We start from the raw sequence: 15666 nt of genomic DNA, 5'->3' as shown, positions 1-15666 counted from the left end.
ATCCGCATCGTCAGCCTGCTTCCCAATGATTACGCGGGAAAACCGCCGGAAAAAATCTTCGGATCACACCCCTTCCGGGGGTTCAAACGGGCGTATCCTAGGCCATCCGGCGAGCCCACGATACTGATTTCCCGTAAAATTGAAGGCCTGCCCGGAGCGGGGCAGCTACAAGTCGCAAGCAAATGACCTCCACAGGAGTTGCCCAAATGCCCACAGACCGAAGCAGTAACCACTCTCCAGCTGGCGCCAGGAACGCCCGCGGAACCGACCCGGCAGCCCCCGCGGCTGCCAAGAAGCCCAGGCTGCTGCCGCGCCGCCGGCTCAAGGAATCCGATGTCAACGTAGTTGACCAGCCGATGCTGAAGAAGGCACTCGGCGGAACCATCGTTGGCAACACCATGGAATGGTACGACGTAGGCGTTTTCGGCTACCTCATCACCACCATGGGCCCGGTCTTCCTCCCCGAATCCGATCCCACCACCCAGACGCTGTTCCTGCTGGGAACCTTTGCCGCCACCTTCATCGCCCGTCCGCTGGGCGGCGTGATCTTCGGCTGGCTGGGCGACAAGATCGGCCGGCAGAAGATCCTGGCCACCACGCTGATGATCATGGCGGCCAGCACGTTCGCCGTCGGCCTGCTGCCCGGCTACGCCCAGATCGGACTGTGGGCGGCCGCCCTGCTGGTGCTCCTCAAGGTCATCCAGGGGTTCTCCACCGGCGGCGAGTACGCCGGTGCCACCACGTTCGTCAGCGAATACGCCGCTGACAAGCGCCGCGGCTTCTTTGCCAGCTTCCTGGACCTTGGCAGCTACCTTGGCTTCGCGATCGGCGCCGCACTGGTGTCTGTCCTGCAGCTGACCCTGGGCCAGGGCACCATGGAGGACTGGGGATGGCGCATCCCGTTCCTCGTGGCCGGCCCGCTGGGCCTGATCGCCGTGTACTTCCGGAGCAAGATCGAGGAATCGCCGCAGTTCCAGGCCACCCTTGATGCCCAGGAAGAAAACGCCAAGAACGCCTCCGCCGGGGACACCGCAACGGCCAAGGGACCCGTGGGGATTGTCAAGGCCTACTGGCGCCCCATCATTGTGGCCATGGTTGTTGTGGCCGCTGCCAACACTGCCGGCTACGCGCTGACGTCCTACATGCCCACGTACCTGACCGAGTCCAAGGGTTACGACGAGGTGCACGGCACGCTGCTGACGATTCCCGTCCTGGTGGTCATGAGCCTCTGCATCCCGCTGACCGGCAAGCTCTCCGACCGGATTGGCCGCCGCCCCGTGCTCTGGATCGGCGCTGTCAGTACTATCGTCCTTGCCATCCCGGCCTTCATGCTGATTGGCGTTGGGCAGATCTGGTCCACCCTCGCCGGCCTGGCGCTGATCGCTTTCCCTGTGACCTTCTACGTGGCCAACCTGGCATCGGCACTGCCGGCCCAGTTCCCCACCTCCAGCCGTTACGGAGCGATGGGCATTGCCTACAACTTCGCCGTAGCCATCTTCGGCGGAACCACTCCGTTCATCGTGGCCGCGCTGATCGGGGCCACCGGCAACGACATGATGCCGGCGTACTACCTGATGGCCACCTCCCTGGTAGGCGCCGTGGCCATCTACTTCCTGAAGGAATCCGCCAACCGGCCGCTCCCGGGATCGATGCCCAGCGTTGACACCCAGGCAGAGGCCAAGGAACTGGTGGCGACCCAGGACGAGAACCCGCTGATCAACCTGGACGAACTGCCGTTCGACACCCAGGACGGCACCGACCCCCACGCACACCGCGGGGTCCCGGCCGGGGCATAGGCCCAGCCTCCCGGGCATTCTTGTAGCCCACGCTCACAGGCCCGTCCCGCGTGCTTCCTTGGGGGAAGCACGCTGGGCGGGCCTTTGCGTGCCCGCCTGATGTCCCCTTATGACTGACAGCAGATGACGGTGCCCGCGGCGCGATGATACGTTCACAAGGGCCCGCGGGCTGCAGTACACCACCAAAAACAGGACAGGTCGACCATGAAGCGCGTAAAGGAGCAGGTGCGCGCACTCCACCGGCTCGAACCCGCCAACGGAGACCACCTTGCCGCCCTCCGCGTGGCCATCAGCGTGGCTGTCCCCTCGTTGCTCCTGCTGGCCGCGGGCCGCACGGACCTCATCGTCTACGCAGTCTTCGGCGCGCTGACCGGCATGTACGGCCGGCAGGAACCGCACCAGCTGCGGCTCCGCCACCAGGGCCAGGGTGCCCTGGTCCTGCTCACCGGCGTGGCCGTGGGAGTAACCCTGTCCATCAACCACATCCATTCCTGGTGGCTGGTGGCCGTGGAAGCCACACTGGCCGGCGTCGGCTCGGTCTACGCGGACAGGGTGCGGCTGAAACCGAACGGGCCGTTCTTCGGGATCCTCGCCCTGGGCGCCTGTGCGTCGGTGCCCACCGCAGTCCCCTGGTACGCCGCCCTGCTGATCGCAGTGGGATCGTCCGTGTTCTCCATCCTGATTGGATTCAGCGGCTGGGTGCGGCGCCGGTCCTGGGAACCAGGGGCCACCCGGAGCGTCCCGCGCCGTTCGGCGGCGGGGCGCCGGGAATTGTCAGTGCACGCCGCCCGGTACGTCCTGGCGGTGGGCGCTGCCGGGACGGTGGGCGTCATCAGCGGCACAGGCCACCCGCATTGGGCCATGGCTGCGGCCGCCGTCCCCCTGGCCGGGGCAGACCTGCCCAGCAGCGTCCGGCGGGGTGTCCACCGCATCGTGGGGACGTTCCTTGGGCTGGGGGTCACCGCCGTCGTCCTCATTCCGGGGCCGTGGACCCTGTCCGCCCTGTACCCGGCGCTGCAGGAGCCGGTGCACCGGGCAGTGGTGCTGGCCCTGCTGGTGATCCTCTTCCAATTCGCCACTGAACTGTTCATGACCCGGCACTATGGCCTGGCCATGGTCTGGTTCACCCCCGTCATCCTGCTGATGACCCAGCTGGCCTCCCCCATCGAACCGAGGGTCCTGATCCTCGAGCGGGCCGTGGAGACGTTGGTGGGCGCGCTGCTGGGGATCCTGGTGGTGGTGGCCGTCCGCAGGTCCGGTTCGAGGCCGCAGAAGGGCACTCCCCGCCCTACGGACAGGAACTCCGGCCTACTTCGGCTTCCGCGCCGGCCCGGCCATTAGCCGCGCCGGAGCCACCTTGGCCACCGCTGCCACCACCTTGTAGCGCTTGGACGGGACGGACACCGCCTTGCCGCGTTCGTTGTCCGCCAGGCCTTCCCTGACCACCCGCTCCGCGCGCAGCCACGTCCAGGACGGGGCCACCGATTTGTCCATTCCCATCCGGTCGTGGAATTCGGTATGGGTGAACCCAGGGCAGACAGCCGTGACCTTGACGCCGCGCTTGCGGTAGGCCAGGTTGGCCCACCGGCTGAAACTCACCAGCCATGCCTTCGCAGCCGAGTAGGTGCCGCGCGGCAGGAACGCGGCCACGCTGGCCACATTGATGATCCTGCCGTCGCCGCGTTCCAGCATGCCCTTGAGGGCAGCGTGGGTGAGCACCATGGACGTTTCCGCGTGCAGCTTCAGGTGGCTCGCCTCCTCCGCCGGGTGGTTGTCCTCGAAGTTGTGCAGCAGGCCGATCCCGGCGTTGTTCACCAGGATCCCCACCGGCCGTGCCGCGTCTTTGAGGCGTTCGACGACGGCGGCGACGTCGTCATCGTTCGTCAGGTCCGCGGGGAGCACCTCAGCCGAGATGCCATAGCGGCCCCGGAATTCCTCCGCCGTTGCCGCGAGCCGGGAGGCATTGCGGGCCACCAGCACCAGGTCATGCCCCTGGGCGGCGAGTTGCTTTGCGAATTCGTGGCCCAGGCCGGCGCTGGCGCCGGTGACGAGTGCTGTGGTTCGGGTGCTGGTTGGCGTCATGCTGCAAGCCTAGCCAGCGGGAGTATTTTGCGGGCCGCTAGGCTGGTACCGCCGGCAGCCGGCCGGGCTGCCGCCGTGGAGGGGGAAACATGGAACAGCAAAAATCCGGGACGCTTGGATTCCGTGAAGTGGACAGGCACGGACAGCCGGTGGCGCCTGAGGCAGACGGGGCTGGGCCGGAAGTGGTTGCACAGAGACTGCGGGCGCCCAACCCGTTCATCGTGGTGCTGTGGCTGGTGTGCGCTGCCATGATTGCGGCGGGCCTGGGCACCCTGTTGCGGGGCCCGGTGTCCATAGGGCCCATGGGCAACGGCTTGTCCCTCGACTTCGTGCTGTTCACGTTCGCGCCACATCTGGTCTTGATGGGCTTCGCGGCCCTGGTCGTACTGCTTTTCTGGCACGCCTGGGAGTGGCAGCGCAGGCGTGGCTGAGCAACAATTTCCCACCGGCAACTTGTGCAACATTTAGTAAGCATGCTTTGCTTGTGGTGATAGATGAACCTCCGCAAGCAGTTCGCGGCGGGGCTGCCACCGCCGGCGGTTCCGTGAAGAAGCCCAAGGAAGAACATAATGACCACCGCAATGGAACACCAGCTGACGGCGTCTGGGGAACGCACCGAGGCAGCTGGGCAGCTCTTGTCCGCCACCGTACCCGTGGACGCCGGGTTGCTGATGACCTTGAACTCGCGCATGCACTGCCGTACGCCTATGCAGCGCGTCGATCCGGACGAACTTCCGGTCCGGCAGCCCGTCTACGTGGACGGCAACACCGTGGTGGCCCTGCGTCCCGGCTCCGTCCCCGAGAGCATCGTCACCTACCGTTGCGCGTGCGGCTTCACCATTGACGATCCAGGTGCCGCGGCTGCGGTCAGCGACCAGGCCCTGGCCAGCTGACCCGCAGCCGGCACTAATGCCGGCGGCCCGGGATCATCCTTCCGGCCAATCGACGAACTGCTCGTAGCCTTCGTGTTTGCGGAGGTAGCTGGAAATGAACGGGCAATGCGGGATGATCCGCTTGCCCGTGGCCACCACGTCGTCCAAGGCGAAGTGAGCCAGGACCTTTCCCAGCCCCTGTCCCTCAAAATCCCGGCCGGTTTCGGTGTGGGTGAAGTCGATGTGCCCGGGAAGGTCGTGGAAGAAGGCCTGCACCGCGAGCCGTCCGTCCACCAGGAGCTCGTACCAATGCTGCTCGTCGTTGCGCCTCAGCGAGACATTGGCGGTGAACTTGTCCTCCGCGGACGTGGTGTTCTCGGTCATGGTTCGACACTGGCACTACTTCAGTCCGCTGGCAATGGTCCTTCGGCCATGGCGGCGCCGGAAGGGCTGCCGTCGGCCCAGCGGTGAACCGCGCAGCAACAGGAGGGCCGCCGAGAAACACACCGTTCCGGCTGCCAGCAGTCCCAGCGACAGTCCGCTGAGTGCGGCGTCGGCCACGGGAATGAAGGCCACTACGACGGCGGCCCCAGCCATGGCGGGCCGGCAGCGGAGGGTGGAAGGCGGTGTCGTCCGATCCTCCAGGCGGCCGAACGCTGCGGCCACCGGCAGGAGCAGGATGACCAGGGCCAGCACCACCAGGGGCCGCGACCACCACCATTCGGCGCTGCCGGATTCCGGCATGGGGACGGGTGCGAGGAGCAGGAGCCCGGACATGCCCACCAGCAATGGCAGGTGCCAGAAGTACACCGTCAGGGACCTGCTGCCGGCCAGCACCAGCAGCCGCCCGATCCAGCGCACCTCCGCCAGCGGCACCAGGACCGGACCTGCCAGTTCCATCGCGGCCAATTGCGGAACCGCCAGGATCACCAGGGTCAGGTTGGGCGGATTGAGGTTCACCAGCATGTTTCCGCGGTACAGCCCCAGCCCGGTCACGAGTCCCAGCAGCAGGTGGGCCGCCACAGCCAGGCCCAGCAGACCGGACCGGGAAATGCGGGAGAAGTAGCCGTCGGCGGCCAGGAATCCCAACTGCTGTACCGCGCACCAGACGAACACCAGGTTGGCATTGGCAAGGTCCGGCAGGACGCCGCGCAGGCAGTCCACCGCCACCACCAGCCCGGCCAGCAGGCAGAAGGACAGCCAAGGGGCGCGGGCGTGCAGTGCAGCCAGCACCGGAATATTCAGCTGCGCCGCAAGGTAGGCGGCCAGGAACCACAGGGGCATGGCCGCCCCTGCCGCCATCAGCTGGACCACCTGGCGGTCGACGCCGAGGGCGGCCGCCAGGGACAACCCCGCCACCATGGTTGCCAGCAGCGGGGTGGCCGGGCGGAGCAGGCGCAGGAGCCGGGCGCGGATAAACTGGGCCGCGGTGCCGCCGCTTGCCTTCAGCCGGCGCCAGGACTGCAGCCCGGTCACGCCGCCGGTGACGAAGAACAGCGGCATCACCATGAAGATCCAGATGATGGGCTCGAACCAGCGCTGCTCGGCCAGGGTATTCTGGGTGGTGACCGTCCCGTCGGGGTGCAGGACCGGGCTGACCATCATGGTGTGGCCCACCACCACCAGCGCCAGGCAGATGAAACGGACAAGGTCGATGGCCGGATCACGGCCCGCCGTGTCCGCCCCGGTTCCTGTCCCCCGCCCTACGGTGCTGTGCATGGGACCTACAACGATTCGACGCTGCCCACGGCTCTATTGTGCCCCCGTTGCCTGCCCGGTTTGAGGACTTCCGTCCCTTCTGCTGCTATTGCAGCACTGCCAGCAGTCCGAGGACGACGGCGAGCAGCGGCGTGGTGCCCTGGGTTGCGGCCGCGCGGAGGTACTTGCGTCCGGTGAGCGCCAGGACGGCGGCCGCCAGCAGCATGGAGCCGCAGCAGCTGAAAATGAGGGTCCAGCCTGCCACGGCCTGCGCCGATCCGGCACCCCCGAAAGCCACAAGGCCCACGCCGATAAATGCGCCTATGGCCAGGAACAGGTTGTAGAAGCCCTGGTTGTACGCCAGGGATTTGGTGGTTTCGGCGTCCGGCTGGGAGGCGACACCGAACCGCTTCCAGGTGGCGGGCCGGGTCCAGGTGAGGGACTCCATGGTGAAGATGAAGACGTGCAGCGCGGCGGCGAGGAAGGCAAAAAGAAGGGAGGCCAGGATCATTGCTCGATCCTAGCCTCCCCCTTCACGGGACGGTCCTACCGCGCCAGCGTGGCCAGCGTGGTACCGGCAAACACCTTCGCCGATTGGTTCCACAGCGCCAGCAGGCCCCGCAGGTTTTCACCGTCGGCGCGGTGGGCGGGAAGCTGCTCCTGGAGGGTGGCCAGCACGCCGGTCCGCAGTTCGGTGTTGAAGTTGACCTTGCCAACGTTCATGGCCGCGGCTTTGACCAGTTCTTCGGCCGGGATGCCGGAGGCACCGTGGAGTACCAGCGGGATGTGGATCCGCGCCGCGATGTCCTGCAGCACGTCCCAGCGCAGCCTGGGCTCACCCTTGTACTTGCCGTGGACGTTGCCCACGGCGACGGCCAGCAGTTCCGCGCCGGTGCGGGACACGAAGTCCTCCACCTGTGCGGAGTCGGTCAGGCCCGCCACCTCGACGCCGGACTGGCCGGCCTCGAAAGCACGGTCCTCATCCCCTGCCAGGCCGCCCAGCTCCGCCTCAAGCACCACGTCGGCGCCCAGCAGGGCACGGGCCGCCCGGACCAGCGCGATGTTGTCCTCGTAAGGGAGGGACGAACCGTCGGCGAGGACGGAATCCGCCCCTGCCGCGACGGCGTCGGCCATGACCTTAAGGTCTGCAGCGTGGTCAAGCTGCACGGCGACCGGCACCGCGGCGGCGTCCGCCAGTCCACGGAGGGCAGCAATGAGACGGAGCCCGTTGGGGGTGGCGGCGGTCTTGGGGGCCACCAGCAGGATCACTCCCCGGCCGGCGTCCTCGGCGGCGGCCACCACTGCCAGCGCGGTGGTGAAGTCGTAGCAGGTGAAGGCCGGGACGGCGGAGCCCTGCTGGAGGGCGGAGGTGACCAGGTGGTCCAGTCGGGTATGCATCAGGCGCCCAGGCCTCCCACCAGGATCCAGGCTACGAAGGTCAGCGCGAAGCCGGCCAGGCCCAGGATGGTGGTCAGGACGGTCCAGGTCTTGAGTCCGTCGGAGACGGTGAGGCCGTAGTACCGGACCACCACCCAGAAGCCGGCGTCCGTCACGTGGGACAGGCCAAGGGCACCGAAGCCGATGGCGATGACGATCACGGCGATCTGTGCAGGGCTGTAGCCGCCACCACTGACCGCGGCGGACAGCAGGCCGGTGGTGGTCACGATGGCCACGGTGGCTGAACCCTGGGCGGCGCGAAGGGCCAGCGAGATGATGAAGCCCAGGAGCAGCAGCGGCACGCCGAGGGTGTCCAGCGTCTTGGAGAGAGCGCCGCCGATGCCCGAAACCTGCAGCACGTTGCCGAACACGCCGCCGGCTGCCACCACCATCAGGATGGAGGCGATGGGCGGGAGGGAGCCCTCGAAGATCTCGCCGGTTTCCTTGAAGGACCAGCCGCGGCGGACCGCCAGCAGGAAGAAGGACAGCGCCACGGCCACCAGCAGGGCCAGGAAGGGGTTGCCGATGAAGGACGCGAGGCCGTACAGGGGATCGGACTTGGGGATGACGAGCGTGCCGACAGTGCCGAGCAGGATCTGCACGATGGGCGCTGCGATCAGGAAGATGATCAGGCCCGGGCGCGGGGGTGCGATGGCGGCGGCACCGGGACCGTCGTGGCCCACCTTGACCAGTGACTTGGAACCGAACTCTTCAACCTGGGTCTTCACCGCGGGCAGCAGCTCGTAGTCCTTGCGGTTCATGATGGAAGCCACCCAGTAGGACAGGAAGCCCAGCGGCACGCAGATCAGGAGCGAGATCAGGGCGATCAGTCCGATGTCAGCCCCGAGGACGCCTGCGCCGGCAACGATTCCCGGGTGCGGCGGGACAGCCACGTGGATGGAGAGCATGATGCCGGCCATGGGCAGTCCGAACTTGACCGGGTGCACCTTGGCGATCTTGGCGAACGCGTACACGATGGGCACCAGCACGATGATGCCCACCTCGAAGAAGACGGGGATGGCAACCAGGAAGCCGACAGCGGTCAGCGCCACGGCCACGCGGCGCGCGCCGAGCTTGCGGGTGAAGTGGTCCGCGAGGGACTGGACGCCGCCGGACACCTCGATCATGCGGCCCAGCACGGCGCCGAGCGCGATCAGGATGGCAACCTTGCCCATGGTGCTGCCCACACCGCTGGAGACCACAGTGAAGATGTCCTGCAGCGGAATGGTCGCGGCGACGGCCACCAGGATGCTGACCGTCAGCAGGGCCACGAAGGCCTGGATCTTGAAGCGGATGATCATCACCAGCAGGATGGCGATGCCCACCGCTGCGATGGTGAGCAGTACCGGGGTGCCCAGCTCGACGGCGGGCTTAATGGCCGGGGCATCGGCCGCCCGCTGCAGCAGCGGGTTAATTAGGTGGTTCACAGGGGGATGTCTCCTTGGACGTGCCGGTCCCGGGGCAGGGGGGCATCAGGGAATGGTGGGGTGGGGATTAACGCTGCGGGACTGCGCCGGCAGCGCTGGGAGGTACGACGACGGTGGAGGGGGGACCGCCGTCGTCGCACCTTTGTGCCGCAAGGGCAGGAGGGTGGCTTATAAGGTGCGCAGGGCTTCGTGGGGTGCTGGGCTACCTGGTGCGCTTGGCGGGGGCAACCACCTTGATGACGGCGGAGTCATCGGCGGCGGCGAGGCCCTGGGCCTGCCCCAGCAGGTAGAGCTGTTCGGCGGCGGCGGCAACGGGGGCTGCCAGGCCGGCGGCGCGGGTGGCCTTGCCCACGATGCCCATGTCCTTGACGAAGATGTCGAGACGGGACAGGACCTCGGCGCCTTCCTCGTTGTAGGCCTCGAGGATGCGCGGGCCGCGGTTGGAGAGCATGAAGGAACCGGCGGCGCCTGCTTCCAGGGCGGCGAGGGTCTTGGCCTGGTCCAGCCCCAGGGCGTCGGCCAGGGCGAGGGCCTCGGCGGCGGCGGCAATGTGGACGCCGCACAGGAGCTGGTTGACAGTCTTCAGTGCCTGGCCGTCGCCGGGGTTGTCGCCCACCACGGTGAGGGTGGAGGCGAGCAGGTCCAGGGCGGGAGCGGCCTTTTCGCGGGCCTCGGGGGAAGCGCCGACGACGATCAACAGGTCGCCTTCGCCGGCGCGCTTGGGGCCGCCGGACAGCGGGGCGTCCACCAGGTCCACGCCGTATTCGGCCAGCTTGGCCACGGTGGCGGGGATGGCGTCGGTGCCGACGGTGCTGCCAAGGATGACCACGGCGCCGGGCTCCAGGACGGAGGCCACGCCGTTCTCGCCGAAGAGGACGTCGTTGAGCTGTTCGCCGTTGCGGACGGCCAGGAGGACGGCGTCGGCACCCTTGGCCGCTTCGCGGGCCGTGGTGAAGGTGGCGATCCCGGCTTCCCGGGCCAGCTCCAGGCGGGGCTCGGCGATGTCGAAGCCGTGGACGGTCAGCTGGGAAGCCAGGCGGGTGGCCATGGGCAGGCCCATGGCGCCAAGGCCCAGGACGGTGACGGTGTAGTTGCTGGTCATGGTGTTCTCCGTTGAATTGAATAGGGGCCACGCTCGCCGGGTTCCCTGGCCGAGCTTGCGAGGTTAGGGGGCGAGTGGGGATGTGTTGCTGAGCTTGCGGGTGACCTGGGCCAGGGAGTCGTCGTCGCCCACGTTCCCGGCGAAGACGATGTACGGGATGCCCTTGGCGGGGCCGTCCACCGGTTCCCAGAGGGAGACGATGCCGGGCAGCATGGGGCCGCGGACGATCGCGTGGCGGATTTCCAGGCCATGGGCTGCCACGTCGGATGACGTGATGCCGCCCTTGGCGATGACGAAACGGGGCGGGAAAGTCTTCAGGGTCCGGTTGACCACGTCCACGACGGCGGCGGAGACGGTCCGCGCGATCCGCAGGCTTTCGGCGGGGTCGTCGGTCTTGATGAGCAGGCGGCTGGTATGGACGATGACATCCCCGGCGTGGAGGGCCTCGACGACGGCGTCCACGGTCTGGTCCAGGTGGGCTTTGGCGTCCGGCTCGGCACCGAGGAGCTTCTCGACGTCGATCTCAATGATGCGCGCGGAGCCGTGTTCCGCGGTGAGGACGTTGAGCTGGCGGGTGGTGACGCCAACGTGCGAGCCCACCACGATCAGGCCGCCGGCCTCGGACGGGGTGTTGCCCGCGTAGGCCTCTTCGGCGGTGAGTGCGGTGCGTACTTCCTGGCCAATGCGGCCGCGGACGAACGGCGGGCCAACGCGGTACAGGAGCTTCTTGCCGCGGCGCTCGGCTTCTTCCAGGCCCAGGGCCAGCGCGCGAAAGTCGTTTTCGGTGACGATGTCCGCGACGATGGGGGTGGAATCGGTGGCCGGCTCGATGGCATCGGCGATCGCCTTGGCGGAGATGGCCGGGTCCTGCGCGGAGGCACCTGCACGGATGATGTCCAGGTCCAGGACGATCACTGAATCTGCCGGGAACCGGCCCTGTGACTTCTCTGCGATGTAGTCTGCCATGACGGACGTGCTGAAACCGAAGGAGGCGTCCTTGGCGAACTCGGTCTCGGAGACGGGGACCAGGGTTCCCGTGGCGTCACCGGTGCCGCGCATGTAATGGACGCCGCCAATGGTGAGCCGGCCGGCGTCGGGGAAGGCAGGGACCAGGACGACGCCGTCGGTCTTTTCGCCGCTGACGTCCGCAACGGTGGCTGCGATGACGTCCGGCTCCAGGGGGAAGTGGCCGCGAAGGGTGGAATCGCTCCGGCTGACGAAGCCCAGCCGAAGACTGGATCCGGCGGGCTCCGTCGATCCTGCCGCTGCCAGGGCGTTGCGGACCACTTCCTCATTGCGGGCTGCGGCTTCTGCCGGGTCCAGGCTGCGGGTGTTGGTCAGGACGTATACGGCAGGTTTGCCCTGCCCGAAGGCCCAGGTGAAGTCTTCCACTTCCCAGCGGGTGAGCACCGGCAGGTCCGCCACGGACTGCGTGCCGGTGGGGTCGTCGTCGAGGACTACCAGGACGCGGGGAACGTCGGCGTTGGAAGCGGCCAGCGTGGCAGCAACCAACGCAGCGGGAATCTCGAGGTCTGCCGGATAGGCGGCCAGAACGTCTGCTTCATGCGTCACAGTGCACTCCGTTGTGTAGCGATCCGGGCTCGCGGATCCTGATGTAAAGGTAACTGTAAGATGTCAGACATCTTGCATTCGAAAATTAGTGTGGCACACGGCATACGGACGCGCAAGTACACTTGTCTGACATATCCGCCAGGCGTCGGCCGGAAAGAGTGATCGGGGGGAACATGGCAAGGAAGTCACTGGTGGGCGTGGTGGCCGATGAGCTGCTGGACCGCATCATCGAAGGCGAGTTTCCGCCCGGCTCGGTCGTTCCCGGCGAGCATGAGCTGAGCGCGCGCCACGAAGTAAGCCGCATGACCGTGCGCGAGGCGATGAAGACACTGCAGGCCCAGCGCATCCTCAGCGTAGAGCGCGGCAGGGGGACCTTCGTCAATCCCTTGAGCCGCTGGGCCTCGCTGGAAGCCGTGCTCCGGGCCGCGTCCGAGGGCAAGAACGACGCCGATGCCTCCATCCAGCTCATCGAGCTGCGCAGGATGCTCGAAACGGGTGCCTGCGAATTGGCGGCCGGACGGATTGTCGAGGAAGACATCACTTCCCTCTTCAACTACATTTCGGCGATGAAAGCCGCGCACAGCATCAACGACGTCGCAGCCTTCGTGGAAGCAGACCTCGCCTTCCACGACGTCATCCTGCGCGCCTCCGGCAATGTGTTCGTCTCTGTCCTCTTCGAGCCGCTGCATCGCGTACTGGAAAAGCGCAGGGCCGAGACCTCCGCCGTTCCGGCAATCCAGGAGCACGCAATTGGCCACCACCAGAACATCGCCGAAGCACTGGAGTCCCGCGACGCCGCCCGCTCACGCCAGGCCATGGATGCGCACATGCAGCAGACGCTCGATGACCTGAAGCAGCTGGTCCTGGACGCCAAGTAGGCCTGCGTCCGCTGTTCCCGTTGCCGTGGAACCCTGTTCAACGCTCCCGCAGGCCCACTAGGCTTCAAGGACGGCCCGCAACCGGGAGCAACGATGATCACGAGGAGCGAAGTTGTCCAACCACACGTACAGCATTTCTGAAATTGTCGGCACCTCCACCCAGGGAGTGGACGACGCCGTCCGCAACGGAATTGCCCAGGCTTCCAAGACCCTGCGCAACCTCGACTGGTTCGAGGTCAAGGAGGTCCGCGGACACCTTGAAGACGGAAAGATCGCGGACTGGCAGGTGACCATCAAGATCGGTTTCCGGCTGGAAGAACACTAGGCCAAGCAAACTGACCCGCAGCCGGCGCGTTTCCAGCGCCGGCTGCGGGTCGGTCGTGTTTAAGGCGGCTCTTAGTTTGCGGTGCCCGGGCTGCGCCGCCGCCACACGGTGGGTACGCCGTCGAACGCCGGGAAGACATGGCCTTCAAAGAAGGACAGGACGGTGTGCGGGTCCAGGTCCGGGCTCCACAGACCCGAAGCCGGGCAGTGCGAACCGGTAGCGGTGGACGCGGCGCCGGCGGATGCCTGGCGTTCCTTCAGCAGGGCGATGCGTTTCATCGTTGAGACCATCCTGGGTGTTGAAAATGGGCGTGGGTAAGCATGTACTCCCACCCTAGGAAACGCCCGTCCACAGCCCAATGGGCGGCTGGCCAGAATCACCCGACTTCGCTGGACGAATGTACAGTTGCTCACACCCGGGTCCCGCCGGGCGGACCGGTCAGCCTGCGGCTTCGGCCTGGGTTGGGGCAGCGGCGTCGCGTTCCGGGTCCACGTCCGGCACGGCCCCGAGGCTTCCCAGCAGCGCCAGGGCGTCCGACGACGGCGACCCCGGGCGGGCGGAATACACCCTCAGCGTCTGGTCGGGATCCTCCGGCAGGACCAGGTTTTCAAAGTTCAGTTCCAGGTCCCCCACGGACGGATGATGCAACCGGACGGTACCGGCGGCCCGCGTGGCCACCCGGTGCCCCGCCCACCATTGGCGGAAGTGTTCGCTGTGGACCGCCAGCTCGCCCACCAGATGGCTGGCCTGGGGATCATTGGGGTGCCGGCCCACGTCCAGCCTCAGGGATCCCGCCGCTTCGGCGGCAACCGTCTTCCAGTCCCTGAACAGCTCCCGCGCCGCGGGGTCCAGGATGGTCCAACGGGTCAGGTTGCGCTCCGCGGGGGGCAACGAAGGGAAATCGGTGAACAGGAGGAAGGCCATCCTGTTGCCGGCCAGGACATCGTTTCGGCGGCCCAGCACCATGGCGGGCACCTCCCCCACCGCGTCCAGGAGCTGGCGCAGCGCCGGGCGGACACCCTGGGCGGCGTTGGCGCCGGGCTCGCGGGGAGCTCCTGCGCAGTTCTCCAGGAGGTCCAGCATGTGCGCGTGCTCGCTGCTGTCCAGCCGGAGGGCCCGGGCCACGGCGTCCAGGACGGTGCGGGACGGGTGGATGTTACGGCCCTGCTCCAGCCGGACGTAGTAGTCGGTGCTCACACCGGCGAGCCGCGCCACTTCCTCGCGCCGCAGGCCGGGAACCCTGCGTGCCCCCGTGCTGGGTCCCGTCCCGGCAACATCCGGGCTCAACCGGGACCGCATGGCTTTGAGGAATTTTCCGAACTCGGCGCTTTGACCCATGCAGACCATTGTGCCCGTGCGGGACGGCCTGCTCCACCACGAAGGTAGGACTGGCAGTCCTAGGAAAAACAGGAACAGCCTTGCCTGCTGACTTGATGGACCGAAGTGCATAGGCTCAGGAGTGAGCCGATGGAAACCGCTTTCTCTTCTGCGGGGCAGCCGGCAGCAAACTCCAGCACGCATCTTCCAGCACCACCTTCCAGAAGGAGCACTCCCATGTCAGAGCTGACACTCAACAACGGCGTCACCATCCCCCAGCTTGGCTTCGGTGTTTTCCAGGTCCCGCCGGAAGACACCCAGCGGACCGTGGAAGACGCCCTGGAAGCGGGCTACCGCCACATCGACACCGCGGCCGCCTACCGGAACGAGGCCGGAGTCGGGGCAGCCCTCGCCGCCAGCGGCATCGCACGCGAGGACATCTTCGTCACCACCAAGCTGCGCAACGGCGAGCAGGGCAGGGCGCAGGAGGCATTCCAGAACAGCCGCAAGGCGCTGGGCCTGGACTTCATCGACCTTTACCTCATCCACTGGCCGGTTCCGTCGCAGGGCCTCTTCGTTCAGGCGTGGAAGGAGATGGAACGGCTTTACGAGAACAAGGAAATCCGCGCCATCGGCGTCTCCAACTTCCTTTCCGACCACCTGGACACCCTGCTGGAGTCCACGGAAACCGTGCCGGCCGTCAACCAGATCGAACTGCACCCCAGCTACCAGCAGGCAGACCTGGCCGCCAAGTGCCGCAACCTGGGAATCGCCGTCGAGGCGTACAGCCCCCTGGGGCAGGGCGGGGACCTCAATGGGAACGCCGTCACCTCGATCGCCGCCGCCCACGATGCCACCACCGCCCAGGTGGTGCTCGCCTGGCACCTGGCCAACGGAACCATCGTCATCCCGAAGTCCGCGAACCCTGGCCGGATCAGGGAAAACTTCGCGGCCTCGTCCCTGGCGCTGTCCGGCGACGAACTGGCCGCCATCACCGCGCTGGAGTCCGGTGCGCGCATTGGCTCCGACCCCGCCGTCGCCGCCTTCACCCAGATGTAGGTTTCGACAGGCTCAACCACCGGCAGCAAAGGTCAACCACCGGCCGGGCAGCCCAACCACCGGCAGCCACGGCCAACCACGCAGGCCTCCTGAAAGGATTT

The 15666-nt window shown here is 67.1% G+C and carries 17 protein-coding genes; 7 read left to right on the top strand and 10 right to left on the bottom strand.

All coding sequences use genetic code 11. The annotated features are described in order from the left end of the window. Window positions 1-206 precede the first annotated feature (206 nt). Together ACZ9J7_RS09150 and ACZ9J7_RS09145 are read left to right on the top strand one after the other, a co-directional pair. Entirely contained in the window at window positions 207-1796 is a 1590-nt protein-coding gene (locus tag ACZ9J7_RS09150) for an MFS transporter (protein WP_476208808.1), read from the top strand. A 204-nt stretch (window positions 1797-2000) separates the two neighbouring features. Continuing rightward, complete coding sequence (locus tag ACZ9J7_RS09145) at window positions 2001-3137, top strand: FUSC family protein (protein WP_476208806.1); 1137 nt, start codon at window positions 2001-2003, stop codon at window positions 3135-3137. Here the strand turns inward: ACZ9J7_RS09145 and ACZ9J7_RS09140 are convergent. Next, the gene (locus ACZ9J7_RS09140) at window positions 3105-3878 is read right to left on the bottom strand and encodes an SDR family NAD(P)-dependent oxidoreductase (RefSeq protein WP_476208804.1); all 774 of its coding nucleotides are present in this window, start codon (window positions 3876-3878) and stop codon (window positions 3105-3107) included. The genes ACZ9J7_RS09145 and ACZ9J7_RS09140 overlap by 33 nt on opposite strands. Before the next feature lie 89 nt (window positions 3879-3967). On the opposite strand from ACZ9J7_RS09140, the gene ACZ9J7_RS09135 reads away from it, so the two are divergent. Both ACZ9J7_RS09135 and ACZ9J7_RS09130 read left to right on the top strand, forming a co-directional pair. Next, on the top strand, window positions 3968-4309 hold the full coding sequence (locus tag ACZ9J7_RS09135) for a hypothetical protein (RefSeq protein WP_476208802.1): 342 nt from the start codon (window positions 3968-3970) through the stop codon (window positions 4307-4309). A 138-nt stretch (window positions 4310-4447) separates the two neighbouring features. After that, window positions 4448-4771 (top strand): hypothetical protein, encoded by a 324-nt coding sequence (locus ACZ9J7_RS09130; RefSeq protein WP_476208800.1) that lies wholly within the window; start codon window positions 4448-4450, stop codon window positions 4769-4771. A gap of 33 nt (window positions 4772-4804) precedes the next feature. On the opposite strand, the gene ACZ9J7_RS09125 is transcribed toward ACZ9J7_RS09130, so the two are convergent. From ACZ9J7_RS09125 to ACZ9J7_RS09095, 7 genes are all read right to left on the bottom strand, one after another. Continuing rightward, a complete protein-coding gene (locus ACZ9J7_RS09125) occupies window positions 4805-5134 on the bottom strand; it encodes a GNAT family N-acetyltransferase (RefSeq protein ID WP_476208799.1) in 330 nt (109 codons plus the stop codon). Window positions 5135-5149: 15 nt separating this feature from the next. Beyond that, the gene (locus ACZ9J7_RS09120) at window positions 5150-6469 is read right to left on the bottom strand and encodes an acyltransferase family protein (RefSeq protein ID WP_476208797.1); all 1320 of its coding nucleotides are present in this window, start codon (window positions 6467-6469) and stop codon (window positions 5150-5152) included. Window positions 6470-6554: 85 nt separating this feature from the next. Continuing rightward, window positions 6555-6959, bottom strand: a complete 405-nt coding sequence (locus tag ACZ9J7_RS09115; protein ID WP_476208796.1) for a DUF1304 domain-containing protein — start codon at window positions 6957-6959, stop codon at window positions 6555-6557. A 35-nt stretch (window positions 6960-6994) separates the two neighbouring features. After that, window positions 6995-7846: a class II fructose-bisphosphate aldolase gene (locus ACZ9J7_RS09110; RefSeq protein WP_476208794.1), complete on the bottom strand. Its 852-nt coding sequence runs from the start codon at window positions 7844-7846 to the stop codon at window positions 6995-6997. Next, complete coding sequence (locus tag ACZ9J7_RS09105) at window positions 7846-9312, bottom strand: GntP family transporter (protein WP_476208792.1); 1467 nt, start codon at window positions 9310-9312, stop codon at window positions 7846-7848. Before ACZ9J7_RS09105 ends, ACZ9J7_RS09110 begins: the two co-directional genes overlap by 1 nt. Window positions 9313-9514: 202 nt before the next feature. After that, window positions 9515-10414, bottom strand: coding sequence for an NAD(P)-dependent oxidoreductase (locus ACZ9J7_RS09100; RefSeq protein ID WP_476208790.1), 900 nt, complete (start codon window positions 10412-10414; stop codon window positions 9515-9517). A gap of 63 nt (window positions 10415-10477) precedes the next feature. Further along, window positions 10478-11986, bottom strand: coding sequence for a four-carbon acid sugar kinase family protein (locus tag ACZ9J7_RS09095; RefSeq protein ID WP_476208789.1), 1509 nt, complete (start codon window positions 11984-11986; stop codon window positions 10478-10480). 173 nt (window positions 11987-12159) lie between these two features. Between ACZ9J7_RS09095 and ACZ9J7_RS09090 the strand changes: the two genes are divergently transcribed. Both ACZ9J7_RS09090 and ACZ9J7_RS09085 read left to right on the top strand, forming a co-directional pair. Further along, window positions 12160-12864: a FadR/GntR family transcriptional regulator gene (locus ACZ9J7_RS09090; RefSeq protein ID WP_476208787.1), complete on the top strand. Its 705-nt coding sequence runs from the start codon at window positions 12160-12162 to the stop codon at window positions 12862-12864. A gap of 112 nt (window positions 12865-12976) precedes the next feature. Continuing rightward, window positions 12977-13189 (top strand): dodecin, encoded by a 213-nt coding sequence (locus ACZ9J7_RS09085; RefSeq protein ID WP_141158437.1) that lies wholly within the window; start codon window positions 12977-12979, stop codon window positions 13187-13189. Between the two features lie 71 nt (window positions 13190-13260). Here the strand turns inward: ACZ9J7_RS09085 and ACZ9J7_RS09080 are convergent, their stop codons facing one another. Beyond that, complete coding sequence (locus ACZ9J7_RS09080) at window positions 13261-13467, bottom strand: hypothetical protein (RefSeq protein WP_056331347.1); 207 nt, start codon at window positions 13465-13467, stop codon at window positions 13261-13263. A 160-nt stretch (window positions 13468-13627) separates the two neighbouring features. Beyond that, the gene (locus tag ACZ9J7_RS09075) at window positions 13628-14527 is read right to left on the bottom strand and encodes a helix-turn-helix transcriptional regulator (protein ID WP_476208784.1); all 900 of its coding nucleotides are present in this window, start codon (window positions 14525-14527) and stop codon (window positions 13628-13630) included. A gap of 216 nt (window positions 14528-14743) precedes the next feature. Between ACZ9J7_RS09075 and ACZ9J7_RS09070 the strand changes: the two genes are divergently transcribed. Further along, entirely contained in the window at window positions 14744-15565 is an 822-nt protein-coding gene (locus ACZ9J7_RS09070) for an aldo/keto reductase (RefSeq protein ID WP_476208782.1), read from the top strand. Window positions 15566-15666: the final 101 nt, after the last annotated feature.

The organism is Pseudarthrobacter sp. TE9888 (genome assembly GCF_056279345.1).
The sequence above is the reverse complement of the archived record's forward strand: the minus strand, read 5'-3'. Positions and strand labels throughout refer to the sequence as shown.

Excerpts from the sequence above, each read along its gene's own strand:
- ACZ9J7_RS09150 (WP_476208808.1), top strand. The coding sequence starts at position 207 with ATGCCCACAGACCGAAGCAGTAACCACTCTCCAGCTGGCGCCAGGAAC.
- ACZ9J7_RS09145 (WP_476208806.1), top strand. The coding sequence starts at position 2,001 with ATGAAGCGCGTAAAGGAGCAGGTGCGCGCACTCCACCGGCTCGAACCC.
- ACZ9J7_RS09140 (WP_476208804.1), bottom strand. The coding sequence starts at position 3,878 with ATGACGCCAACCAGCACCCGAACCACAGCACTCGTCACCGGCGCCAGC.
- ACZ9J7_RS09135 (WP_476208802.1), top strand. The coding sequence starts at position 3,968 with ATGGAACAGCAAAAATCCGGGACGCTTGGATTCCGTGAAGTGGACAGG.
- ACZ9J7_RS09130 (WP_476208800.1), top strand. The coding sequence starts at position 4,448 with ATGACCACCGCAATGGAACACCAGCTGACGGCGTCTGGGGAACGCACC.
- ACZ9J7_RS09125 (WP_476208799.1), bottom strand. The coding sequence starts at position 5,134 with ATGACCGAGAACACCACGTCCGCGGAGGACAAGTTCACCGCCAATGTC.
- ACZ9J7_RS09120 (WP_476208797.1), bottom strand. The coding sequence starts at position 6,469 with ATGCACAGCACCGTAGGGCGGGGGACAGGAACCGGGGCGGACACGGCG.
- ACZ9J7_RS09115 (WP_476208796.1), bottom strand. The coding sequence starts at position 6,959 with ATGATCCTGGCCTCCCTTCTTTTTGCCTTCCTCGCCGCCGCGCTGCAC.
- ACZ9J7_RS09110 (WP_476208794.1), bottom strand. The coding sequence starts at position 7,846 with ATGCATACCCGACTGGACCACCTGGTCACCTCCGCCCTCCAGCAGGGC.
- ACZ9J7_RS09100 (WP_476208790.1), bottom strand. The coding sequence starts at position 10,414 with ATGACCAGCAACTACACCGTCACCGTCCTGGGCCTTGGCGCCATGGGC.
- ACZ9J7_RS09090 (WP_476208787.1), top strand. The coding sequence starts at position 12,160 with ATGGCAAGGAAGTCACTGGTGGGCGTGGTGGCCGATGAGCTGCTGGAC.
- ACZ9J7_RS09080 (WP_056331347.1), bottom strand. The coding sequence starts at position 13,467 with ATGAAACGCATCGCCCTGCTGAAGGAACGCCAGGCATCCGCCGGCGCC.
- ACZ9J7_RS09075 (WP_476208784.1), bottom strand. The coding sequence starts at position 14,527 with ATGGGTCAAAGCGCCGAGTTCGGAAAATTCCTCAAAGCCATGCGGTCC.
- ACZ9J7_RS09070 (WP_476208782.1), top strand. The coding sequence starts at position 14,744 with ATGTCAGAGCTGACACTCAACAACGGCGTCACCATCCCCCAGCTTGGC.